Here is a 26,301-nt window from a genome sequence, read left to right as displayed (position 1 = left end):
AAAAATAAACAAATAAGATCAACAGCCAAGTGCTATTGAAAGAATAATATAATCTCAATTTTTATCTCCAAAATTTGGGGAACATAAATAGGCGTTTTGAATATTAGATATGAATAAAAAAAAGATTTTTAAGTAGCTGTTAAATAGGTTTATTCAAAGCAAGGGAATTGGTCGATCATAAAATCTAAATAAAAAACATCATAGGTTTGAAAACCTTTTTGAAAACTGATTTTTACCTGATCAATTTCGGCTTTTTTTAAATTCTTCAAATCCGACTTATTAATAGCAAAACTACATTGGTAATAGGTCATGTTGTCAACTACTTGAGGTTGGGCTCCTTGATAAGTCATTAAATAAAAGTTTTTTCCATTCATTGGCTGAAGAACCATAGCCGAGTTGGGCTTTATTCCTCCAAATTTATGTTTAGCATCTCTACTAGAGACATAAAGGTTGATATTGAGCGCCATATCGCCGCTAGAACTTTGGCTTAAGAATCCTTCACAACGAATAAAATCGCCCTCTTTGATGAATTTTCGATACTCGTCAGGGGTATAAGAAAAGAATGGACGAGCGGTTAACCCTCGTTTTTGAACTCCTGTAAATTCATCCGTAATATCGAAGGCAAAATTGCAATTTTCTTGACTGTTAGGATGCACTTTATCGGGAGCATCTGAGCCATTTGTTTTAGCTAGTATTTTGATTTCTTCTTCTAAGGAAAGCGTTTTCTTAGGCTTATTTTTTTTCTTTTTGGGTGTGGTGTTTTTTGAAGAAGTAGAGCTTTCTTTCTTTTTGGGATTAGAAGCCGTATGGGCTACTTTTTTTTGACTTTTGTTATTGGCCTTCGCCTTGGTATTGTTTTTCTTTTTAGTTGTTTTTTGAGAGGCAGGAGCACCTAGTTCTTTGATCTTAACAACGCCATTTTTTTTAGGAGGAGTAGTACTGTCTTGCTGGATTACAGAAGGCGTAAAAAATGTTGTTTTGAGTTGCTGTTCAGAACTTGAATGCTCAAAAGAAAATTGAGCGATTATCAAAGCTCCGAAAATAAAAAATAATGGATTCATATAGTTAGTCAGTAAATTATAGAATTCTTTTGAGAATAGTTATTGGCATTCTTCCAATAGGCTCATGCATTCGCTCACAAAATTACATACTTATTTTTGTCTTATTAACGAATAACTATTAAATTGTTGCAAGACCTTTGCCAAAAATACACTTTGAACAATTATAAAAAGGTATTTATACACCTAAATTAAAGATAAATATGAAATATAAAGTATTGATGTTTAGTTTGTTTTTGTCTGTTGTAGCTTGTAATAAGGACAAAAAAAACAAAGTAGATAATGCTGACCATAAATCTAAGCTTTCATCTTCTGCTAATGGCGCTGCTATTGTCAATAATTTAAAACATCCTGATAAAATAAAAATGAAATACCCCATTACCAAAACAGGAAATGTAGAAGACGACTATTTTGGTACTAAGGTACAGGACCCGTATCGTTGGTTAGAGGATGCTGTTACGGAAGAACCAGACAAGGAAATTAATAAATGGGTAAGGGAGCAAAGCGATTTAGCAAGAGTCTATTTAGATGCGATAGAATATCGTGGTGCTATCGCCAGTCGCTTAGAGGAACTGTACAATTACGAAAGAGAAACGGCTCCTTTTAAGGAAGGTGGTAAACTCTATTTTTATAAAAATGATGGTCTACAAAGTCAAGCTGTCGTTTACAAAAAAGAAACTTGGGATGGCAAACCAGAGGTGTTCTTAGACCCCAATACTTTTTCGGAGGATGGTACGATCTCATTGAGTGGTCTAAACTTTTCGAAGGATGGAAAGTTTGCTGCTTACCGAACTTCTGAGTCTGGATCTGATTGGGGAACCGTTTATCTAAAGGATGCGATCACAGGAAAAACATTGTCTGACAAAGTAGAATGGTTGCGTTATTCAGGACTTTCTTGGTACAAGGATGGTTTCTTTTATAGTCGTTATGGAGACAATAGTGGAGCAGATAAATTTACCCAGAAAAACCAATTTCATCAAGTATATTACCACAAGGTAGGAACGACACAGGATAAGGATGAATTAATCTTTGCCGATCGTACACAGCCCAATAGAAATTATGGCGTATCGGTTACTGAAGATGAGAGTATTTGGTTGTTGAGTGTTACAGAATCAACAAGTGGCAATGCTCTTTATTTCAAAAAGGCAGCCAATTCAACGGCAAGTTTTGCTCCATTAGTAGAGGATTTTGAACATGATTTTTGGGTAATTGACAATGTTGGAGATAAATTATTGGTGTTGACCAATTACCAAGCGCCCAAGTATCAGGTTATTGAAATTGATTTGAACCAGCCTACTGCTAAAAACTGGAAAGTAATTATTCCTCAAAAGAAAAATGCCACCCTTAATAGCGTACAAGTTAGGGGAGGGCGTTTAGTGGCTCGTTATACCAAAGAAATTACCAATGTATTATCTGTGTTTGAATTGAGTGGGAATTATGTTGGGGATGTCGAAATACCAGACATTATTAGCAAAACAGCTCCAGTTACCTTGGGGGGTGTCACAGGCAAAAAAGGCGATGCAGAAGGATATTTTACCATGTCTTCTTTTACCTTGCCTTCTACCATTTGTAAGGTGAATGTCAAAACCCTAAAATCAGAGGTGTGGAAGCGTCCTAATGTGAAATTTAATCCTTCGGACTATGAGATTGAATACACGCATTATCAATCCAAAGATGGTACCTCGATCCCAATTAGTATTGTTTATAAAAAGGGTTTGAAAAAGGATGGCAACAATCCTACGTTATTGTATGGTTATGGAGGTTTTAACATCAGTATTTTGCCTTCTTTTGCCTTAAAGCGTTTGCCTTTTTTAGAGAAGGGGGGAATTTTTGCAGTAGCCAATATTAGAGGTGGCGGAGAAATGGGACAAGAGTGGCACGAAGCAGGAACACAACTCAATAAACAAAATGTATTTGATGATTTTATTGCAGCAGGGGAGTATCTGATTGCTCAACAATATACTTCGCCCAAAAAATTAGCCATAGAGGGACGTTCGAATGGTGGTCTTTTGGTGGGGGCTTGTATGACACAGCGTCCTGATTTGTATCGTGCTGCTTTGCCAATTGTAGGGGTATTGGATATGATGCGTTATCACAAATTTACCATTGGGCATTTTTGGGCTTCAGATTATGGTCGAAGCGATGATTCTACTCAGTACAAAAATTTATTAAAGTATTCACCCGTTCATAATGTCCGAGCAACCGCATACCCTGCTACTATGGTAATGACGGCAGATCATGATGACCGTGTTGTACCTGGGCACTCTTTTAAATTTGGGGCTGCACTTCAAGCCAATAACACAGGACATCTACCTGTTATTATTCGTATAGATCAAAAAGCAGGGCATGGGGCAGGTAAACCTGTCGCAAAAGTCATTGAAGAAGAAACGGATAAAATTGCCTTTTTGATGTTTAATTTAGGAATGAAATGGTAGCCTATTTTGGAATAAAAAATAATGTAAAAAAGGTTGTTAGAGTTTTTCTAACAACCTTTTTATATTTGAAAAGGGCTTTGTTCCTAAAATAAGGATTGTATTATAATAGAATTAGTTTCATTGCGTTAAGAAAATAAAATATTCCTTTTTCTTTCTTTTAGGTAGGGTATCCTTTTTTTTATGCGGTGTATTAGTAGTTTTTAGTTAAATTAGGAAATCTAAATGGAATGAGTGTGTTATAAACTATAATTATACCGAACATTACTCCGCTAGAAACCCGAACCCAGCTATACTGGCGCATAAACGTTAGCGTACTAACTGGGCATGCTTGTAGCCAAAGCTATAAAAGCAGCGGAGTATTAACCTAAAACACACTGTACCAAATTGTTGTTACACACCACGTTGGCTATAAAATATACGACATTTGACAAAGAAAGAATTTCAAGAATGTTTTGATCAGCATTTTGATGCAATACGAAACTATCTTTATTATCGATCAGGGAATACCGAATTGGCAACTGATTTGGCGCAAGATGTATTTTTACGAGTCTGGGAGAAAAATATCAAATATGAGCAAGGACGAACGAAGGGCTTATTGTACAAAATGGCAGGAGATTTATTTATATCCTATACTAGGAGGGTAAAATTACAAAATGATTACTTACAATCCTTACCTTTGACTTTTAAGTCCATAAGGGTGGATGATGATATAGAGTATGAAGAATTAAAAAAAGGATATGAAAAAGCACTTGCTAATCTGCCCGAAAAACAACGAGCTGTTTTTTTGATGAACAGAATGAATGGACTAACGTATAAAGAAATCGCAGAGTGCCTAACCATAAGTGTTAAGGCTGTAGAGAAGAGAATGAGCAAGGCTTTGGGCAAACTTAGAATAGAACTTCAGTTAATCCTACTTATTATATGTACTTATTTTATTGTCTTATAAAACCAACCATTAATGAAAGATCATAAACATGAATCGTCATCTGAATTGGAAGAACAACTGAAGTTTTTCGAAAATTTAGAGATTCCTTATAATCGAGATAAAAAAGCGGTTTGGGATGAAATGACAAAAAAAATAGAAGCGATACCACCTCGTAAAATTGTGCCGCTTATTTGGACAAGAATAGCGGTGGCAGCAGTTTTGATAATGACATTTAGCGTCGCTTTTATGCGTTTTTATACCACAACAATAACCTGTGAAAGGGGAAGGCATTTGGCGTATACTTTGCCTGATAATTCTACTGTACAATTAAATGCAGCATCCACGATTAGTTTTGCGCCTTATTGGTGGTCTTTCCAACGTCAGGTATCGTTAGAGGGAGAGGCATTTTTTGAAGTAGAAAAGGGGAGTAGTTTTATTGTGGCTTCAGAATTGGGATACACAGAAGTATTAGGAACTAGTTTTAATATTTATGCAAGGGATACGGCTTATGTTGTCTTTTGTAAAACAGGGAAAGTTGGTGTACACACCACTAAAGACGATCAGTCTCTTATCTTGACACCTAGTGAATTGGGACTCTTACAAAAGGATGTTCTGAAAAAACAAACGGCTATAGATGCGACGATAAGCATTGGTTGGCTCAACAATAAATTCCTTTTTGATAATGTTAATTTGGTTCGAGTGTTAGAAGAATTAGAACGACAATATGATGCTAAGATTAATTATGAAGGGGTCGTTAGTCCTGATTTGATGTATGGAGGATTTTTTGACAAAACAGAAAATATAGACACTGCCTTGGAAATGATCGGTGCTAATTTTGGTTTTTCTTTTATTAAGGTGCAGGAGAATTTATACAATGTAGAAATCAATTCTTAAAATCGTGGACTTAGATTAAAAGGTTAAATATATCGTATAATTCATAAGATTTGTAGATTACTTTTATTTTGTAAACGTTTATTCAAAAAATAGACTGCACACTCACAAACATAGTACGTAATTAACTGGTGAAATTTATAAGTAATGGAATGAGTTTTGTAGGGGGAAAAGATAAATTTCCTGCCACATACATTTGTTCGTGATAACGTCTAATATACAAATAATTAAGGGTTGTCTGTTGCACTAATTCTTAGAGTAAGGAAATGATTTGCCAGCAATTAGTACAATAGAAAATCTAAATAATTAGTCTACACCATTGAGTCCATTATCTATTAAATTTGCCGTTGTATTTAGTGTGTTGGTAGCATATCAGAGTTATGCACAGCAAATCTACGTACAGGCAGAAGCAAAGCCGCTAAATCGCCTGCTCAAAAACTTGCATCGCAATTATGGAATTCAAGTATCTTTTAATGCGCAATTGTTAAGTAAATGCTTAATTACGGTAGATCGAACCTTTGATTCTCCCTCTGAAACATTGAATTATTTAACAAAGGAATGTAATTGTAAGTATAAAAAAATAAATGGTGTATTTGCAATTCTAGCAGTACCCCAACCCCCTAAAAAACCGATTAAAGCTCGTTCCTTTAGCTATCAAGGACAAATCAAAGATGGAACGAATAGCGAAAGTTTACCTTTTGCTGCGATTCAGATTAATCATATTAATCTTACTACAGATGTAGAAGGCAATTTTTCCTACCATTCTAAAGATAGCGTAGTGAGGTTAACCGTTTCCCATTTAGGTTATTTTACAATAGATACTTTGATTGCTCCGTGCAATCGGTTGAGGATAGATTTGCGCCCTTCTATTTCTGAATTGCAAGAGATTACGGTTTTGTCCACTAAAAAACTGAAGATTATTAATACGGAGCAAAAAACGGGACTTTCAAAACTAAATAATACCCAAACTCCCTTTTTGCCTGGTAGTACCAACAATAGTCTTTTTTCTTTTTTGAGGTTACAGTCTGGAATTTTAGCATCGGGCGAACAAACCAAGGATTATATCTTGTGGGGATCTTACAAAGGGCAGACAAACATTCTATTTGATGACATTACTATTTTTAATACAAGTAGCTATAACGACCAAATAGGAACGATCAACCCCTTGTTTATTAAAGATATAGAAGTATTAAAAGGAGGCTATAATGTAGATGTTGGAGACCGAGTAGGTGGAGTGGTGAATATAACTAGCAAGTCGGGGCAAATAGATACTTCATTGTATCAAATAACAGGAACACAACAATTATTTAACGGTTATGCGAATATAGGATTAACGCAGCGATCCAATTTGCAAATAGGAGGGAGACTTGTTTTTCCTAATTTACTACAAATTTCTTCTCAACCTCTGTTAGAGCCTTTTTTGCTTTTTGGAGATATAACGGGAAAATACAGCCATCGATTTGATAATGGCGATGATTTGAGTATTACTATGCTAGGAGATTTAGATTATTCAGACGTTCGTAAAGAAGTCCAGTTAGATAGCCAAGTTATTAATAGCTTGAATTTTAACCAACGAAGGATGAGTAATTTGGCAGGAGGTTCTATTAAGTATGCTAAAAGGTGGCTAAAAGCAGGAGTTACAACAGCTAAAGTTATTTATTCTCAATTTCAGTCAGAATACACTACAGGACTATTTATAGGAGATTCGACGGCAAATGTTTTTTCAGAAAAAGTAACCAATGGTATTTCAGAATTAACAATCCGAGCCAATCACCGTTTACCAACATTTAAATACAATAGCCTATCTGCTGGTCTTTATATGGTTTATAACCGTTCTAATATCAAGCACAGTCTCATCAAAGAATTAGCAAGTGTTGCAGAACATGGCGTGCGATTTGGACTTTACCTAAAGGATGAAATCAGTTGGTCTAAATTTTTGGTATTGCGCCCTGGGCTTAGAATTGACGTGCCGCTTCAAGCGAATGCTCGTCCTTTTGTACAACCCCGTATAGAGGTACTAATTTCACCAGTTCCTCAATGGAAAATCAATTTGGCATATGGGATTTACAATCAGTTTATTACCGAAAATGCCTTAGTTGATCCTTTTAGGAATTATACTTATCATTGGTCGGTTACAGACGATCGACTGATTCCTGTTCCGCAAGCAATGCATTATGTGACAGGGGTATCTTGTCAATATCGGTTTTGGAGTTGTCGGCTAGAAGGTTATTATAAAGCTTTAAGTAATGTCTTTCAGTTTGGGAGGGATGAAACAACGGGAGGGCTAACAACATTAATTGGAGAAGGAGCCAGTTATGGTTTGGATTTGAAGGTAGCAGCACATTTTAAGAATCAGCGAATTTGGGCAGCCTATACATTGAGTAAGTCGGATGAAAAATTTGAAACGCAATTGTTAAATAGGGCACCACACGATCAACGGCATGAATTTAAAATTGCAGGAATGTTTAATGTAAAATCTTTCTTTTTTTCTGTTAATTATGTATATGGTAGCGGTTTCCCAAATACTAAAAACCTAACTTCTCAACAAAATATAAAACCTTATAGCCGCCTAGATCTTGGTTTCTTATATAAGTTAGAAATGGATCGCTTGAACATTGATTTTGGTTTGTCATTGCTCAATTTATTAAATACGGCGAATGTTCGATACAATAATTTTGTGAACTTTCCTGATGATACGAGCGAGTATTTAGAGGGAATTCCTTTGACTCCAACGTTGTTTATGAATTTTAGGTTTTGATCCCAAAAAGAGACCATTAGAAGTAGATTCTAATGGCCTCCTAATCTATATCAAATATAAGTTATCTAACTTCTAGAAGGGTAGGTGCCTTGTAAGGCAATGATATAATTGATACAAGTAAACGGTTGCATATTAGTATGAGGTTGGGTTCCACCTGTATTCTGAACCATACCACTATTCATGTAAACATGACCAGAAGTACTATTCGAATACTCGCTGTCAAAAGCACCTGTATTGGCCAAAAAATGATCGTTAGGGGCATTGCTATTGCCTTCAAGTCCTACGGCTACAATATTGTGACTGTGTGCAGGTATTTGACTGGTCATTAAAACAACATCTTCCGTTCCTCCTCGTTCCCCTAAGTCACGTGGAGTCAATCCAGCACCAGTACCAGGATGCATCGCAACACGACCTCTCAAATCAGGTAATGCAAAGGTTGTACGTCCATCACCACCATAAATAGTACCTAAAATAGAAAATAAAGCGGAATTTTGGTTTATAGGTAACAATTGGCCGTCACAAAATGCCCAGCCTCTAGGGGCAAAATTACCTGCAAACATAATGATTTCTCCAATAAAAGGATCCATAGTTTTTTAGTTTAAGTTAAACATTATAAGGAATTGTGTAGTAGTTACATAAGTGCAATAATACGTGATAAGGAAACGTACTATAGATACCGCACAAAATTATTGATAATAATGTTTATTGGTTAAGAATAGATAAACGCACTAGCTGCGAGAAGGAAAAACACCTTGCAATGCAATAATATAATTGACACAAGTAAACGGTTGTATATTGGTGTGGGACTGTCCTCCACCTGTATTCTGAACCATACCACTATTCATAAGAACATGACCAGAAGTGCTATTCGAATATTCGCTGTCAAAGGCACCTGTGTTGGCCAAAAGACGACTAGTAGGGTCATTGCTATTGCCTTCCAGTCCTACGGCAATAATATTGTGATGATGTGCAGGTATTTGGTTGACGGTTAGCGTAACAGTTTCCTGTCCTCCTCGCTCACCTAACCTGCGTGGAGTTAAGCCAGGACCATTGCCTGGATGCATTGCGACACGACCTCTCAAATCAGGTAATGCAAAAGTAGTACGTCCATCACCACCATAAATAGTACCTAAAATAGAAAATAGGGCTGAATTACTTGAAATAGGAAGCAATTGTCCATCACAAAATGCCCAGCCTCTGGGGGCAAAATTGCCACCAAACATAACGATTTCTCCAAGAAAAGGATTCATAGTTTTGAATTTTAAATGATAAGATAATTATATGTATAGATATATGTATATTAGCCCTAACTGTAACGGTTACAGTAGCGCAAAAACGTAAGCAAAGTAATTGTGTGTAATTTTACTGCTTGATAGAATGTATTAATAATACTCTAAAATAATTTACCTTTTGTCAATTGAACTGCAAAGGGACAATTGCCTGCATTAGATATGGTATAGGTGGTATCGTTATTTTTTTTGATACTAGGAGACGCTGATGCTAGTGAGGCATTGGTCTTTGTATTGGTTAGAGAAAGCGATAAGTCAATATCTAGCTTCTCTGTTAGTTTTATGGTAACAGAATCGGCATAAAAGAGCCCTTCAATAACGTAATTAAGTTTTAACTCTTGGTTGTATACTTTTTTATTGGCACTACTTTTTAATGCTTCCAAACCTTGAGAGAGTTCACTTCTTACATTTCCTATTAATCGTTTAGCCTTAATCTTTGAAAATTCAAAACTAGCTACTTTACTGGCATCTACATGGTTAGATAAATCTAATCCAAGGATGGGAATTTTTAGATCGCCACTACCTATAGTAGAATTGTTCATGATTAAATCAGGAAAACTACCATCTGTGAGCGGTATGGCTTTAAGTTGAGTTTCAATCGCTGCAATTTTAGCCTCATCCCAGCCCAATTTCTCAGCAATAGAATAGTTTAAAAAAGTAAGCGTTCTATTAAAGATGCCTTTGTAATGCATCATTTCACCTAAGCTGACATCTGCCGTGGAGTAGGGAAGCAACTCAATACCATATTGGTCCTCAAATTCTTGTTGGGTAAGTTTTGCCATAGTAGTTTAATTTGGTTTTGGGGGAATGGCTAGATAGTTACCTAACAAAAATAACTTTTTTTACAAACTAAAAAAATAACTATGGGATAAAGTTTATTTTTTTTTAAAATCAGATGAGCGTTATTTTTTTTACAGAAGCGTTTTATTATCAGTCGTTTTTCTTTTTTGTAAACCTTTTAAGTAAGTAGGCAGAGAGGGGAATGAGGTTAATACATGGCTAAAATTTAGAAGTATTGATTGTTCAGCCAATAAACTAACCTTAGAGAGCTCAAAATTGAATTAAAGTAGGGTCTTGGGAATTATATTGTATCGGAATGAACGATTGGTTTTTGTATTGCTCAAAAATGCGTTGGCTTACCTCTATGTCTTTGACAATGAGTGTGCTTGAGAGGGTGTGAGTTTCTTGGTTGCTAGGGAGGAGTGTACTCGAAATTAGTGGAGAAGCTTCATCAACAATTGGAAAAAGTTGTTGTAAGGCTAAAATACAGTCTTGATGTTGAGCCTGAATGGCGATTTCTAAAGGGGTCTTATGCCTCTTGATTTCTATGGAATAGGTTAATAAAAGGGAGTGCTTCTTTTTGAAAAAGCCAATAGAGCGTTTTTGAGGAAGTGAAATCCTTGCAATTGTTCTTTTCCACTTAGGGCTGTTCATTCGACAAATTTTTAGTGATAAATCAATATTAAAATTCTGGTTCTTTGACAACTCTATCACGAAGTAAATCGTGTGGTAAACACTAAAAAGGGTAAGCTTTTAACTACTTTTTAGCTTCGCTGCTAGGCATCCCCGTTGGTACACCATACCACAAACTGCTCGTGCACTACGTTTATGTGGTTTAGAAGAGAGTAATAGGTCGTAAGTCGTATGTCCTGTATTTACAGGAACTAAGCATACGACTTACGACCTATTACTTATAACAAAAGTAGTAATAAGCAGGCAAGATAGTTTACGATTTTACACAATTTACTACGTGAGCCTACGGGGTGTCAAAGAACCAGAATTATTTACTTTCAAACCAAAGCGGGCTATCATCTTCAGGGTCTCCATTATAATTAATGGTAATCTCATCTCCTGGGGTAATGGTTCGTAATGCATAAATAGACAAGGTATTATTTTCCATGTCTACATTATAATAAGCATTAGGCTTAAATGAATGGTTGTAAATACTTCCATAGCCCAAAGCAAGTGCTCCTGCATCTAAATTGGTACCCCATTCAAAATAATAATCGTTAATTATAGTAGTTTGCAAGGCCACTATATCATTTTTGGGAAGGTATAGAATTGGACAAATCTCAATAATACTGCCAGCATTAATTTTTGCTCCTGTAAAAACCCCCTGCCCATGTAAGGTACTATGGGCTACAAAAATGTGAGGAATTTGTTGACTCATGGTTGAGTAAATTTCTAAATTCGTGTACCAAACATTCTGTATTTTATGTACACAAATGGATTGAACAACGGAATAACAAAACGTATATGACTTACGTTTTTTAATGACTGGGTAAAGATATTATTTTCGGTTTTTTTTGAAAAAAAAAGAATTAAAATTTTGAAAAAAAATAAAAAATTAACCCAAATCTAGGGGCGTAGAAGTTGTTGGTAGCAATCTGCCAATTGTTTACTTAGTTTTTGTGGATGAAACATTTGATGTGCATATTGGTAGCCTTTTTCTCTCATAGAATTGGCTAAATCTGGATTGTTAAGCACTGTTTTAATTGCTTGTGCAAGCCCCCGATCATCTATAGGGTCGATATAAATGCTATTGGGACCACCTGCTTCCTTAAGAGCAGAAGTTTGAGCTGTAATAACAGGTGTTTTGCTGAGTAGAGCCTCTACTACTGGCAAGCCAAAGCCTTCATAAAAAGAGGGATAAACGAGTAGTTCGGCATTTTGATAGATCGTTTGTAGCTCATCATCAGCTTTTAAATCATGAATCCAAATCACCAAATGTTCTAATTGCATTGCTTTAATTAAAGCCAATACTTCTGTTTTATACTGTTTTCCATTGCCAACCACAACAATGGGCAATTGAAGTGCTGTAGGCAAGTATTGATAAGCTTTAATTAGTAATTTTAAATTTTTGCGTGCCTGAATGGTTCCTACGGATAAGATATATTGATTCGGGATTTTATACTGTTTTAAGATAGCATCCTGTTTGGGGGATTGGTTTAGTTGATAATACAAGGGTTGACAAGCTTGGTAAATAACCTCAATTTTATGAGATGGAATAGCATAAAAACGCATAATATCTGCCTTAGTATTTTGACTAATGGCAATAATTTTATCTGCATGTTTGCAACTGTATTGAAATTTCCAATTGTAGATTTTTCGGTTAATCCATGAATAGGTCTCAGGCTGTGTTTTGAAGATTAAATCATGAATGGTTACCACGGTTTTAATCTTGCTTTTGGAGATGCTAAAGGGGAGTTCGTGACTCAAGCCATGGTACAACTCTATTTGATCTTTGTGGAGTTGTTTTAAAATAGAATAGCTACGCCAAAAACTTTTGAACCATACTTTAGGAAGAAAGACGTTAAAGAATTGGGAATTGAAAAAAGGTTTTGTTTGAGGGTGATTGTTTGCTTTTGGGCTATACAAAAAATAATCGTTGGAAGGCTGGTATAAAGATAAATTTCGAACAAGTGTTCGGCTATAATTTCCCAAGCCCGTAAAATTACAAAACAATCGTTTGGCATCAAATCCTATTCGCATATCAAGCTAAAAGTTCATCCAATAAATTCATATCATAAAATACGGTTGCCCCTGCTGCTGCTAGCGTTGATGCGGTTCTACTCGATGCATAACCAAAAACCTCAAAACCACCTGCTTTAGCTGCTTGAACACCTGCTAGGCTATCTTCTATTACAGCGCATTCTTGCGGCTCAAACCCCATGGTTTTGGCTGCATGTAAAAATAAATCAGGGGCAGGCTTCCATTTTTGAATATCATAAGCACTAAATAAATTCCCCTCAAAAAAGTGACTTAAATTGAGTAAGCCCAAATTGAGTTTTATTTTTTCAATTGGCGCATTAGAAGCTACACAGCGAGGTAGCGTCAATCGTTGTAGCAGTTGGTCAATGTTGGGGATTGCTTTAAGATCTGTTTTAAACGCTTGATAAGTTCGACGCCTATAGTTATTTATAATGTCTTGGGGGAGAGGTTTTAGTGCGTTTTTTTGGATGTAGTCAAAACAATATTGTAGCGATTGTCCTGAAAATTGATTAAGCGCAAAAGGCATTTCCATCTTATATCCAGCTTCTTGTGCGATGTCCATTAGTACTCCAATAGAAGTTGCTTCACTATCGACCAGCACTCCGTCGCAATCAAAAATAATGCATTTAAATCTCATGAAAAATTGTATTACAGTGTCGTTAACCAATATTTATAATATCCAAAGAATTCTCGAAAGATAGAATAGAAATCTCGCAATTCAAAATAATCAGCATGGACACCTTTTACTTCTGCAAAACCTACTTTTTGAAAGGCTAATTTGCTACGGCTAATGTGGTAATATTGGCTCACTACCGTGATGGATTGAAAAGGGAGTTGTAGTGCTCGTACATTTTGGGCGGTTGCTGCGGTGTTGTTTCCATCGTTATCAATTATAATTGCTTTTTGAGGAACGCCCTGTTGAATAAGGTAATCGGCCATTACGTTGCCCTCCCAATGTCCTTCTTTTCCTAGTCCTCCACTTACCACAAGGTATTGGCATTTTTGGTTTTGATATAATTCTAAGCCTTTGTCCATCCTGCTTTTTAGACGAAGAGAGAGGCTGCCGTCTTCATGAACTTTATTCCCTAAAATAACAACAATATCACTATACCCTTCTTCGTCAATTAAGCCATCACCTACAATGAGAATAGAATGAATTATAAAAACAATACATAACAATCTTATTATATGTTTTACTTTTTGTTTCATTGTTGTAGTTTTTTTTAATAATACATTTTTAACTTTAATACTCCGTTGTTTTTTTGCTTCTTTATAAAAAAGTAAAAAAAATATTGTACTAAATTGATTATTACATGAGTTAGCAAAGCTAGGTTATTAGATAATTAGTGTTCTAGGTGGTGAGATTGTATCATTTTGCTAATCAACTGCGTAGCACTCATGTGATAATCGAATACAAGTTTGAACGAAGTAGTGTAACGTAGGAAGCAAACCCCAAAGATCTAGCCGACATGGACTATTCACCTAATATAAATAACATAATGAGATATTGTAATAACCTAGGTCCAATAATTGTATTAATGCTCTTATTAACAAAAAGTTATGGGCAAGAGATGGACTCCTTAGTGATTGATAAACACGCAGACTGTGATAATCGATTAACGATAAAAACCCAAAAAATAGTTGGTCCAACTACTTCCCCTAAAGGATATGGAAAGGAACTGGAGTTTGAAGGCAATGAAAAAAATAGCCTTCATTTTATAGAACAAGAAAATAATACGGTATGGTATCAGTTCGAAACCAAAACAAGTGGACAGTTAATTTTTGAATTAGAACCTTTGGATAGTCTTAATGATTATGATTTTGCTTTGTATAAATATACAGACGATAATTTTTGTGAATTGGTGGAACAAAAAGAAATACTGCCCATTCGAACCAATTTTTCTAGAAACAAATTGGAAATTGCTGGAAAAACGGGCTTGGCACTTTCTGCTCTGAATGAATGGGTTGGTGCAGGTGTACAGCCAGCTTACAGTAAAGCCGTAAGGGTTAATCCGCAGGAAATTTATGTCTTATTGGTCAATAATGTTTATGCCAATGGGAAAGGGCATACATTACATTTTAACTATTTCGAAAACATGCGCCTAGATGGTCAAGTTGTTGATGCTGATGGGGCTGCCTTGGGGGCCAATATTACCTTGACGAATACAAAAACGGGGGATGTGGTTGCTCAAACTATTTCTGATTCTGTGACAGGAAATTATAGTTTGGTTTTTGATTTGCCAAAAAGCCAAGCACGGGATCCCTTGCACGTAGAGGTTTTCAAAAAAGATTATTTTTTCTTTGATACCCTTATTATGGCTTCTAAGCTAACAGCGGACATGCGTAATGTGAAATTAAAAACGCCCATCAAAAAAATCAAAAAGGGGGCAAGTTTTGTTGTTAGTAATATTCTATTTTATGGAGATTCTCCAAAACCATTGCCCAAGGCACTGTTAAGCATAAAAGCGTTATACAAAACAATGGAACGCAACAAAAAACTTAAAATCAGCATAGAAGGACATACCAACGGTTGTGATAGAGGGGAAGACTTTGCTCTTAATTTATCCCGTGCTCGTGCTGCTACCATTTATAATTATTTGGTAGAGCAGGGAATCGATAAAGATCGTCTATCTTCAATAGGCTATGGTTGTAAACATCTATTGCATGATACAGGTGGGCGTTTGGCACACTTAAATAGAAGGGTAGAAATAGAGATTGTAGAGTTGTAAGGTTCTATGAACAAGATCTTTTTAGAACATAATTTAGGGCTTTCATAACATAAAATTGTGTATGGACAAGGATAGCGACATCTTTGAGAATGAATATTCTTAGATACAAAACGAAAACTGTAAAGATGATCGAATTATCCAAACTATCAATAATAACTAGTTTATTGTTCTTGTTAATAAATTATCAGGCTAGTCAAGCCCAAACACCATCCAATACTAGTATTGCTACAGCTAAGGTTGTGAATACTTTTCCGTATACAGATGCCAATGTGAATACTTCCTTGGGGGGCTCCAATACGGGAATGCAAGGGGGCTGTATTGCTGCTTGCTGCTCTACAGTGGTTTATCGAATCGAAATTCCACCTTATCCTGGAACATTGAGAGGAGATATGAGTTCTTACCAACCACTTGCAGGATCTATGTTAGGCTATATTTCTAGTGTACCTAATCCTACTAACAACAACCAGTTAACTTTTTTGCCTCGTGCGGGAAATTTTTGTGGTTTTAGAGATACATTGCAAATAGGACGTACAGGAAATATTTACTTTCAAGGTGGAGAAGTGTTTTATGTAATGGCTTTTGGTTATAACAATCAGACAGGGCAAGGGGTAAATACAAATTTTACCTTTGATTACATCCCTGAGTGTCCAGCAGGTTATGTTTGTCAATATCCTACCATAGAAATTTGTGACAACAATGGTTATGTAGGCCCAACGGGTACCTTGTTAAATACAAGTGGGGTATACACTGACACTTTAGTAGGAACAGGAGGGGCAGCCGATACCATTGTTCAGACAACGTTGACGATTAATAACATGGCTCTAGTGCAGGATACCTTAAAAGATGAGACCTTGTGCCCTGCTACGGATACGTTAAGACATACTGCTTATACCGAGTATGTTTCTTATGCTGATTTTGATAAAAACAATAGCGATTGGGTCCAAATAAATAGTGTTGCGAATGATATTGCAGGAACCAATCGCTCGGCATTTATGTGGATCAAGCAATCAACACAGGTAACAGGATCTTCTCAGCAGTTGTTGGCGATTAATACCAGCACTGGTGGGAATGTCTGTTTGATGCAAATAGGAACCAATGAAGAATTTGGCGTTTACGATGGTTCTAATAGTCGTTATTCGGGAGTTGTAGTAACCGATGGACAGTGGCATTATGTTGGGTATACCTATGACGAAAGTAGTAATTTAACCAAATTGTATATAGATGGGGTTATGGTTCGTTCGTATGTTAACGCTCAATCTGTGGCTGCTAACCATCAAATTTCACTAGGACAGGAGTTTGATAGTGGCAACTCAATGGGAAATTTCTTTGAGGGGCAAATGACAGAAGTAACGATATGGAACGAGGTGCTAGATTCTGCTGATGTTGCTGTGTTAATGGATGCTCCTGTTATGATTAACCATCCTAAGTATACTCATCTGAAAGCGCATTACCCTATGATGGTAAATTGTGGTGATAATAGAACTCAGGTAGTTGATTATAGTGGCAACAATAACAATGGTATTGCTGCTGCTGCTAGTATTCAAGTCTTGTCAAATTTGGAGCAAATTAGTGGGTTTAATGCCGCATCTTATTATTCAAAAGAATGGTCTGCTAATGGAACTCCACTTTCTACGGCAGCTACTTTGGAGTTGACCTCATTTTCTATGGGGACTTATGAATTGGAATTGGAACGAGATTATTTTTCAATTAGTGACGATTGGATGGTTTCGATGTCTTCTATTTGTTGTACCAACACAACAGGAAGCATAACAGAAGTGGTCTGCGGAAGCTATACAAGCCCAAGTGGACAGGTATATACGACAAGTGGAACATACATGGATACGATTCCGAATGCGAGCAACTGTGATTCAATACTAACGCTCAATTTAACAGTAAATAGCAGCACAACAGGAAGTATAACAGAAGTGGTATGTGGTAGCTATACAAGCCCAAGCGGACAGGTATATGCAACAAGTGGAACATACATGGATACGATTCCAAATGCAAGCAACTGCGATTCAATACTAACGCTCAATTTAACAGTAAATAGCAGTACAACAGGGAGCATAACAGAAGTGGTATGTGGCAGTTATACAAGCCCAAGCGGACAGGTATATACAACAAGTGGAACATACATGGATACGATTCCAAATGCGAACAACTGCGATTCAATACTAACGCTCAATTTAACAGTAAATAGCAGCACAACAGGAAGCATAACAGAAGTGGTATGTGGTAGCTATACAAGCCCAAGTGGACAGGTGTATACAACAAGTGGAACATACATAGATACGATTCCGAATGCAAGCAACTGTGATTCAATACTAACGATTAATTTAACAGTAAATAGCAGCACAACAGGAAGCATAACAGAAGTGGTATGTGGCAGTTATACAAGCCCAAGCGGACAGGTATATACAACAAGTGGAACATACATGGATACGATTCCAAATGCGAACAACTGCGATTCAATACTAACGCTCAATTTAACAGTAAATAGCAGCACAACAGGAAGCATAACAGAAGTGGTATGTGGTAGCTATACAAGCCCAAGTGGACAGGTGTATACAACAAGTGGAACATACATAGATACGATTCCGAATGCAAGCAACTGTGATTCAATACTAACGATTAATTTAACAGTAAATAGCAGCACAACAGGAAGCATAACAGAAGTGGTCTGCGGAAGTTATACAAGCCCAAGCGGACAGGTATATACAACAAGTGGAACATACATGGATACGATTCCGAATGCGAGCAACTGTGATTCAATACTAACGATCAATTTAACAGTAAATAGCAGCACAACAGGAAGCATAACAGAAGTGGTATGTGGCAGTTATACAAGCCCAAGCGGACAGGTATATACAACAAGTGGAACATACATGGATACGATTCCGAATGCAAGCAACTGCGATTCAATACTAACGCTCAATTTAACAGTAAATAGCAGTACAACAGGAAGCATAACAGAAGTGGTATGTGGTAGCTATACAAGCCCAAGCGGACAGGTGTATACGACAAGCGGGACATACATGGATACGATTCCGAATGCAAGCAACTGCGACTCAATATTAACGATCAATTTAACGGTTAGTACAATACAACTAGGAGTAACCCAAAATGGTATTAATCTTACAGCAGACGAAACAGGGGCTATTTATCAATGGCTAGATTGCTCTAACGGAATGCAGGCCATTAATGGAGCAACTAGTCAAACATTTATAGCAACTTCCAATGGAGATTATGCGGTAGAAATTACTAATGCTGACAATTGTGTTGATACCTCTGCTTGCATAAATGTTACAGGGCTATCAATAAGCGGCACCCAAACTACAGATGTATTTAAATTGTATCCTAACCCGACAACGGGGAATGTTATACTTGATTTAGGAGGCTTAGAAGATGCTATTTGGGTAAATATATACGATTTAGCAGGCAAGCAAGTCTTTAGCCAAGAATTTGCTACAGCGAGCTTATTTAATGTTGAAATAGACGCCTTATCTGGTGTTTACTTGCTAGAAGTATCTACCGCAAGTGGAATAAAAACGACCTTAAAATTAACTAAATTATAGTTGTTATTACTCCGCTAATTTTGCAAAGGTTTGAATGAGTAGTAATTGCTGCTTGTTCAAACCTTTTTGTTTATGAAATAAAAAAAGACCCATTTAGAAAACGAAGTTGTTTAAAAATGTTGTTGATTTTCGAGGTCAAAGCTAGTAGTTATCGGGCAAAGCTCGTTTTTTGTTTCGTAGCTGGAAGCTACGGGGCTAAAAATAGCTGCCGATCCGATGGCTGCTATGGTTGGATCGCAGGTGTTAAGATCATTTTTAAACAACTTCAACATAAAATTTAGGATAGAATGTATTTAATGCTTAAAAAAAGAATACCTTTGCAGTCTTAATTTTTTACCATTAAATGCAATTCACTAATGTTTCAGAAGCTTAAGGTTATAGAAGATGCCTCAACTTATATAGTAGTTAATAAACGAGCAGGATTAATTACAGAGCGGAATCCTTTTGAGATTATTACGGTAGAGTCTTTGGTGGAAGAGTATCTAACAACAGGGAATAGAACCCCCTATTCTTTAGATCGAAATCAAGTTGCTCAGAACAAAGGGAAAAAGAACTTTAAGGCACCCACAAAATCTAAAAACGCAGCTTTTGTAGGAATTGTACACCGTTTGGATCGTGTGACGAGTGGAACGATGGTTTTTGCTAAAAAGAAAAATGTACTCAAAAAACTCAACGATCAAATTAGCAACCGAAAAATTAAGAAAACCTATTTGGCGATTGTTGAAAATAAACCTCCTCATCCAGAGGGAACGTTGCGACATCAATTGGTTAAAAACCAAAAAGCGAAGCGAGCAGATATTTTTAAAAACCCCAGAAAGGGGAGCGTAGAATGTACCTTGTCCTACGCTTTGCTAAAATCCAGTGCTAATGGACATTTGTTGCGTATAGAGTTACAAACAGGGCGTTTTCATCAAATTCGAGCGCAATTAGCACACATAGGTTGCCCAATTATTGGAGATGAAAAATATGGAGCGACCAAAAAATATTTGCCCTTAGCAATCTGCCTTCATGCGTGGAAATTGCAGTTTCGTGACCCTGCTACCAATGAGGAAGTTGCTTTTGAAGCAGATGTTCCTAGAACGAGGTTTTGGCAAGATTTCTCACATATTCTATAACCTAGTTTTAGCAGAGGATAGATAACATTTAATTTTTTCTTTTTGGGTAGAAAATAATACGGATTGAGTAGATTTTGTACCCAAAAATTCTTTTTCTTTATTGCGTACTACTTAAGTACGTTAATAGGATTGATTTGCTGTTATTATATGATTTTATGTTATTGGGTTGGTAGTTATTGTTTAATGAATTTTGTTTTTGAATAATTATTAAAAAATGTATCTGTTAAAATTTATACATTGTTTTTTTTTGACTTTTAAAAAACGAATTAAATCTTTAAATTAAAACTTGTCCCATTCTGTCCTAAGTAACTAAGCAGAATTTTCACTATGCTAATATTCGTGAGGTGCAATGCTTTGTTAGTGGTTAAATAAGCCGAAAAGCAAAGTTGTAGCCATCGTTACAGCGAGTATTTACGACACTATTAGGTGTACCAAAATTGCTTAGATTGGCAATCATTAGTTGTGCTTAGTTACTCAATTCTAATTTTTATTTTTAACCTATTTATTAACGAAGCAATCGCTATTGCTGAAAAAATCCCCCAATGAAAAAAAATTTAGAACCTGTTATATTTTTTTTTGTTATATTTTTTTTGATAACAAATGTATTGTATGCACAACCCAATAAACAATATTACTGGAAAGGAAACAGTGGTGATTTTAATGACCCAACCATGTGGTGGGTAGATGGTTTTGGTAGCGGAACGTCAGCTACACAAGCTCCTAACTCCACAAACTCCGTATTTTTTACAGCGGCAGCATTTAGTACCCCCAATATTACCATTACAATCAATGCCAATTCAAATTGTGATAGCATGATTTGGGACAATGCGATTTTAGTTGCGAATACGCCTACCTTAAGTGGAAATTCTAGTGTAAGTATAGATGTTTATGGCTCTTTTGGATTAGCGACTAATTTGGACGTTCAATACCAAGGAATGCTTCGGTTTCGTTCTCAGCGAAATGGCATAGAAACAATAGATCCTAAGGGAAAAATGCTTCGTTTGCTCAAACTAGATATTGATGGTTCTGCGAATACAGAATTTCGATTGCTGAGCAAGTTACACGTAGCAGATTTTAACAATAGTCCATCGAATTTTCTTCCTTCACAAGGAGGCTTTATAGAGCTGTTGAGTGGAACTTTAAATACCAATGGACAAGAGGTTTCTGTTGATTTTTTTCATAGTGACAACAACAACTCAGATCGAGGGCTTCTTCTAAATGGTTCTAAAATAACAGTAGATGGTTATCATCTTCAACGGTCTTGGAAACTTGATTTTGATACGCTAACCAATAACTATTCAAACTTTGATGCAACAGGATCGCACCTTATCTTTGATTGGCATAATGGATACAATTGGTTGTCTTTAGGAAAAGGATTGGATTACGACTCCGTTACGATGAAAGTGAACAATGCAAGAGCCCTAAATTACACAGGTGTTTATTGTTATTTAGATATGAACAATAGTAAAAGTTCTTCGATCAATCATTTATTGTTGAACACTAGGTTATACTTTATTTATAGTACCAATAGTTTTACGGTTCACAACCTTTATTTTAAAGACAGAAGGGCTGTTTTTAGTTGGCATACTGCTGGCGCTCCTCATATTTACTTAGAAAATGTAGTTGCCCCAAATCTTTGTGATCATTTTTTCTCAATAGGTCCGATATCTAGTGGCGGAAATTCCATGACGATTCATAAACTCACTCCAGGCACTTTGACCCTGAATAATATTCTTTTGGCAAATACGAATTGTGATGTAACAGGAGGTCGTTCTTATGTAGCGAACAATAGTATTGATGCGAATGGGAATGATCCCAACTGGACCATCAATTCTCCTAGTGCTCGGCAGTTATATTTTAGAGACAATGTAGACGACAACTGGCATACGCTCGGAAATTGGGAAGAAAAAATAGGAGCAACTTTTTCCCCTGCTACTTGTCTACCAACTCCTGTAGATGATGTGTTTTTTGACGCTAATTCTTATTCTACGCATACTTTTGTACGTTTTGATTCTTTAGCTTACTGCCATGATCTGACTTTTGATAACTCTATTAGCGCAGGATCTCAATTGCGATTCTATACGACTTTAAATATGTTTGGAGACTTGAAAGCTTGCCCTAATGTAAGCCTATCGAATATGAGTCAAGGTTATATTTATGGATATGGTACGGCTGATACCATTCAGCTCAATAATGCTACAATGAATGTAGATTTTACCATTATGAAAAATGCAGATTACGAAATAGTAGGGAACTATAAAGCTCCAAATAGAGGAATTCATGCCAGTGGTGCGAGCTCTGTGCTTCGGTCAAAAAGCGATTCGATCTTTTTGCTTAGGTTTTATCCTGGGCATGTAGTCATGGATAGTACACAAGTGTTTATTTATGGCAACGACAGATGGAGCGTTTCTGATCGATCAGGAACTAAGACCTATACAGGAACAACAACGTTCCATTTTCAGCCTGTTAATTATACTGCAATTAATATAAGAACCTTACCCAATGTTATTTTTTACGGTCCTGTTGCCAGTCTTTATTATAGTGTAACCATAGAAGGAGATGTGACCTTTTTGGACAATGGAAATTTTAGCTACTCTTTTTATGGCAATCATGCAACCCAGTCTATTATCAATGTGAGTGGTGCTATGACCTTGTATAATGGTGATATGAATTTGGCAGCGGGTAAGGAATATACCTTTCCTGCTGCTACGGGAAGTACGTTAACAATAGCAGGAGATTTGAATGCCGTCGGAGATTGTGCGGGAGCGATTACCTTGCAAACAAACGGTTATGGAACGGCTACTATTCCCGTTACCATCAATGGCACTGCCAATATAGACTATGCATCTTTGCAGGGGCTAAACAATGCTGCTAATCCTACGATTACAGCGACCAATTCAATCGATGCGGGGAATAATAGTAATATTTCATTTACAACAGGAACAGGCACTACTTTTTATTGGCGGGCACATCAAGATGATGCCACTGATTTTGAAGGCTTGTGGGCAGATCCAGGGCATTGGACGACCAACCCAACGAATTTGGTTGGAGATAGTGCTTGTATTCCTTCTTTATTAGACTCTGTTATCTTTGATGCAAATTCTTTTTCTGCGACTAGTAATGGTTGCGAAGTAATTGGTTCTGCCTATTGCCGTAGCTTAATTTTTCAAGCAGATGCTAAATTAATTGGAACGGGTTCCATTAGTGGTAATATCCCTGAATCGCCCAATAAGATTTATATCAATGAGAGTTTGATGTTGGCAAATGCAATGACTAATTTTGATTATCGTGGAGCCATTCATATGGTTGGTAGTGGCGATATAAACACGAACAATACCATCCTAGAAATTTTTAAGATTGAATTTGATAACGCAACTGGAGTTTGGGAACTTTTGGGCGATTTTGAAATGGATAATTCTTGGACAAGCAGCACTACTTACCGACGATATGGAATCTTTTCTCTAAAAGGAGGAACTTTTAATACCAATAATTATGACCTAACCATTCCTGCCCAATTTGTTGCTACAGGGACTAAGACCAGAACCCTAAACTTAGGAAGTTCTACGATCAATCATTTGTGCAATGGAATGTACTATACCCATTGGTCTGCCCAAACTCGCTATCCTTGGGATGTAAGAACGGCAACAAACTTCACCTTAAATGCAGGAACCAGCCAAGTTGTATTTGCAGACAACCTGACCAACTTCACTTACAGCAAAAACTTTTATATGGGAGATGGGCTTACGTATAATCGAGTACGATTTGAGGATTTGGATGACCCTTCTTATATTCATAATTCTACTAGTTATGGTTATGCAGAATTATTGGGAACAACTTATTTATACAATGATAATGCTTTTGATTCTATCCGAATGGAAGGCGGTCAGTATTATTACTTGGGAGCAGGAAATCAACAAATTCTTAATGCCCCACATGGTAAGTTAATTGCCAATGGCAATTCTGCCAGTTTTGTATTTATCGAATCGACAACATCAGGAGCAACCGCCTACCTGCACAAGCCTTATGGAGCTGCGTTTTGTTTGGATTTTGTAAAAGTCAAAGATATAGAAGGAACTAAAGAAACTAATATGACATTTGTTCCGACCAGTTATCAATTGATACATCCTTTTTTGGAATTCCAAACAGGAGTAAATAGCGATAATATCAATGGCTCTGCTACGGGAATTTGGGCTTTTAATCTACCACCTTTGGTTACACCTCAATTGACAGGATCGGATAGTATTCACCTGTGTAAATACAGTAGCCCTAACTATGCTCCTGTAACAATGACAGGTACTGCTCCTTACTTCTTAGATTATACTTGGACAGACATCAATAGTAATTCAGGATCAAATGTGCTGACGGTAAACGATGATGATAATGATGCTAGTACTCCTTATACTTATTATATGCCATTGCCAACTACTGCCTCAGAAATACAATACCAAATAAAGGTACAAACGTCTAGATGTGGAGAGTTAACAGCAACGACTCCATTAGATATTTGGGTATTCTCGTCGAGTCAAGATACCTTAGTGGATTTTCCTACAACAGCTAGTTGTGAATTAAACAATGAGCCAACTTGGTTTACCTTTATGGACGATATAGAAGGAGAACCTATTTTAGCCTTACGTGATTCTGTCAATTCAACAGACAACCAAGCTTTGGGAATGACCAATGTAGAAGTATTTTTTGATCCTACGATTCAAACTGTTAATTATATGGGAATCAACTATCCTTATCTGGAAAGGCATTGGGATATTGTCCCTGCGAATAATGGTCCTGCTCGGGTTCGTTTGTTTTTTACACAAGCAGAATTGGATCGTCTGGCAGGAAGTACTTACTGGGGGAATCATCCGCATAATGTATCAGGAACGTTAAATCCTGCTACGGATTTGCAATTGCTAAAATATAGCAGTGGAACAATTGGGGTAGGAACTCCTACGGTTTTGCCTTATACGGTTATCCCTATGACGGGAACAGTAGCTGATCCCTTTGATGATGTAACGGCTATTATTGCTTTAGAATTTGAAGTTAGTTCTTTCTCACATTTTATTTTAATTCCTTTCCAAAATATCTTATTGCAAGCGGATCTATCTGCTTTTGATGCACAGGTTATAACAGGAGATCAGGTACAGGTAGATTGGACTGCAAGCAGTGAACAGGAGATTGACTATTATGAAGTAGAGCGTTCGCAAGATGCCATAACAGCAGAAACAGTAGAACAAATTAAAGCAAAAGGATTGTCAAATGTTGCGTATCGTATCATTGATGAAAATGCCTATAGAGGGACTTCTTATTATAGAATCAAGACGGTTGATTATGATGGAAATGCTCGTTATTCTGACTGGAAAGTTGTCAGCATAGAAGGCTGGGATATTGTTCGTGTATTTCCTGTACCAACAGATGATTATTTAACGATTCAGCTTAGTTCCAACCAAAATAGTCGGATAGATTTAGAAGTTTATGATGCATTAGGAACGTTGGTTCATCAAGAAAGAAAATCAATTAGTAGTGCAAATAGCCAACAGCTAAAAATGACAACGAGTCAACTCAGTGCGGGAATTTACTATTTAAAAATTAGCAATAACGAAGGTTATGCACAACAACGAAAATTTGTAGTGCAAAAGTAATCTATTGATTAAATGACTGCTTTTGTGATAGCAAATATTTAATCTACTATTCGTTTTGTTTGGCTACTTAAATAGAGGACGCAAGTTTTTTTTATAACTGCGCAGCACTCGTGAAATAATCGAATAAAAATGCTTTTTTGTTTTTTTAACAAAAAAGCATTTTCTATTAATGGATGAAGTTTTTTATTTTCTACAGAAAATAAAAGCTATATTTGTTTGAAATCCAATGTACTACCAGCTAAAAGTGCAATACTATGAAAAATAAAGATACAGAATACAGCGAAATACAGCAAAGGTTGGAAAATGAGGACAATCTAAATTTATACATCACACTATTGTTATTATTAGCTATGATAATTCCAATTGTAATAGGAATATTGGTGGACGTAGTTTAGTAAATG

General features: G+C 36.4%; 17 protein-coding genes. 8 read left to right on the top strand and 9 right to left on the bottom strand.

The genetic code is table 11. The features are described from left to right. Nucleotides 1-149: 149 nt before the first annotated feature. Nucleotides 150-1,061 carry a hypothetical protein gene (locus AsAng_RS15070; RefSeq protein WP_264787919.1) on the bottom strand — a complete coding sequence of 304 codons (912 nt, stop codon included), beginning with the start codon at nt 1,059-1,061 and terminating at the stop codon, nt 150-152. A 200-nt stretch (nt 1,062-1,261) separates the two neighbouring features. Here AsAng_RS15070 and AsAng_RS15065 point away from each other — a divergent pair, with 200 nt between their 5' ends. The 4 genes from AsAng_RS15065 (at nt 1,262) to AsAng_RS15050 (ending at nt 8,067) form a co-directional block, all read left to right on the top strand. Then, the gene (locus AsAng_RS15065) at nt 1,262-3,493 is read left to right on the top strand and encodes a prolyl oligopeptidase family serine peptidase (RefSeq protein WP_264787918.1); all 2,232 of its coding nucleotides are present in this window, start codon (nt 1,262-1,264) and stop codon (nt 3,491-3,493) included. Between the two features lie 424 nt (nt 3,494-3,917). Further along, nucleotides 3,918-4,439, top strand: a complete 522-nt coding sequence (locus AsAng_RS15060) for an RNA polymerase sigma factor (RefSeq protein WP_264787917.1) — start codon at nt 3,918-3,920, stop codon at nt 4,437-4,439. A 12-nt stretch (nt 4,440-4,451) separates the two neighbouring features. Beyond that, nucleotides 4,452-5,312, top strand: a complete 861-nt coding sequence (locus AsAng_RS15055) for a FecR family protein (RefSeq protein WP_264787916.1) — start codon at nt 4,452-4,454, stop codon at nt 5,310-5,312. A gap of 316 nt (nt 5,313-5,628) precedes the next feature. Next, nucleotides 5,629-8,067, top strand: a complete 2,439-nt coding sequence (locus AsAng_RS15050) for a TonB-dependent receptor (RefSeq protein ID WP_264787915.1) — start codon at nt 5,629-5,631, stop codon at nt 8,065-8,067. A 65-nt stretch (nt 8,068-8,132) separates the two neighbouring features. On the opposite strand, the gene AsAng_RS15045 is transcribed toward AsAng_RS15050, so the two are convergent. From AsAng_RS15045 to AsAng_RS15010, 8 genes are all read right to left on the bottom strand, one after another. Next, the gene (locus AsAng_RS15045; RefSeq protein WP_264787914.1) at nt 8,133-8,654 is read right to left on the bottom strand and encodes a phage tail protein; all 522 of its coding nucleotides are present in this window, start codon (nt 8,652-8,654) and stop codon (nt 8,133-8,135) included. A gap of 141 nt (nt 8,655-8,795) precedes the next feature. Beyond that, nucleotides 8,796-9,317 carry a phage tail protein gene (locus AsAng_RS15040; RefSeq protein WP_264787913.1) on the bottom strand — a complete coding sequence of 174 codons (522 nt, stop codon included), beginning with the start codon at nt 9,315-9,317 and terminating at the stop codon, nt 8,796-8,798. A gap of 143 nt (nt 9,318-9,460) precedes the next feature. After that, nucleotides 9,461-10,138 carry a hypothetical protein gene (locus AsAng_RS15035; RefSeq protein WP_264787912.1) on the bottom strand — a complete coding sequence of 226 codons (678 nt, stop codon included), beginning with the start codon at nt 10,136-10,138 and terminating at the stop codon, nt 9,461-9,463. Between the two features lie 268 nt (nt 10,139-10,406). Further along, on the bottom strand, nt 10,407-10,790 hold the full coding sequence (locus AsAng_RS15030; RefSeq protein ID WP_264787911.1) for a hypothetical protein: 384 nt from the start codon (nt 10,788-10,790) through the stop codon (nt 10,407-10,409). A 346-nt stretch (nt 10,791-11,136) separates the two neighbouring features. Beyond that, nucleotides 11,137-11,526 carry an SET domain-containing protein gene (locus AsAng_RS15025; RefSeq protein ID WP_264787910.1) on the bottom strand — a complete coding sequence of 130 codons (390 nt, stop codon included), beginning with the start codon at nt 11,524-11,526 and terminating at the stop codon, nt 11,137-11,139. Between the two features lie 188 nt (nt 11,527-11,714). Continuing rightward, nucleotides 11,715-12,848 carry a glycosyltransferase family 4 protein gene (locus AsAng_RS15020; protein WP_264787909.1) on the bottom strand — a complete coding sequence of 378 codons (1,134 nt, stop codon included), beginning with the start codon at nt 12,846-12,848 and terminating at the stop codon, nt 11,715-11,717. A gap of 1 nt (nt 12,849) precedes the next feature. Further along, complete coding sequence (locus tag AsAng_RS15015) at nt 12,850-13,485, bottom strand: HAD family hydrolase (protein ID WP_264787908.1); 636 nt, start codon at nt 13,483-13,485, stop codon at nt 12,850-12,852. A gap of 11 nt (nt 13,486-13,496) precedes the next feature. Beyond that, nucleotides 13,497-14,057, bottom strand: a complete 561-nt coding sequence (locus tag AsAng_RS15010; RefSeq protein ID WP_264787907.1) for a YdcF family protein — start codon at nt 14,055-14,057, stop codon at nt 13,497-13,499. A gap of 329 nt (nt 14,058-14,386) precedes the next feature. Between AsAng_RS15010 and AsAng_RS15005 the strand changes: the two genes are divergently transcribed. From AsAng_RS15005 to AsAng_RS14990, 4 genes are all read left to right on the top strand, one after another. Further along, nucleotides 14,387-15,577 (top strand): OmpA family protein, encoded by a 1,191-nt coding sequence (locus tag AsAng_RS15005; RefSeq protein WP_264787906.1) that lies wholly within the window; start codon nt 14,387-14,389, stop codon nt 15,575-15,577. Nucleotides 15,578-15,702: 125 nt separating this feature from the next. Beyond that, complete coding sequence (locus AsAng_RS15000) at nt 15,703-19,152, top strand: LamG-like jellyroll fold domain-containing protein (protein ID WP_264787905.1); 3,450 nt, start codon at nt 15,703-15,705, stop codon at nt 19,150-19,152. A gap of 356 nt (nt 19,153-19,508) precedes the next feature. Next, nucleotides 19,509-20,267 (top strand): RluA family pseudouridine synthase, encoded by a 759-nt coding sequence (locus AsAng_RS14995; RefSeq protein WP_264787904.1) that lies wholly within the window; start codon nt 19,509-19,511, stop codon nt 20,265-20,267. A gap of 542 nt (nt 20,268-20,809) precedes the next feature. After that, complete coding sequence (locus AsAng_RS14990) at nt 20,810-25,900, top strand: T9SS type A sorting domain-containing protein (protein WP_264787903.1); 5,091 nt, start codon at nt 20,810-20,812, stop codon at nt 25,898-25,900. Nucleotides 25,901-26,301: the final 401 nt, after the last annotated feature.

The organism is Aureispira anguillae (assembly GCF_026000115.1).
Lineage (GTDB): Bacteria > Bacteroidota > Bacteroidia > Chitinophagales > Saprospiraceae > Aureispira > Aureispira anguillae.
This window is presented reverse-complemented; position numbering and strand designations above follow the sequence as displayed.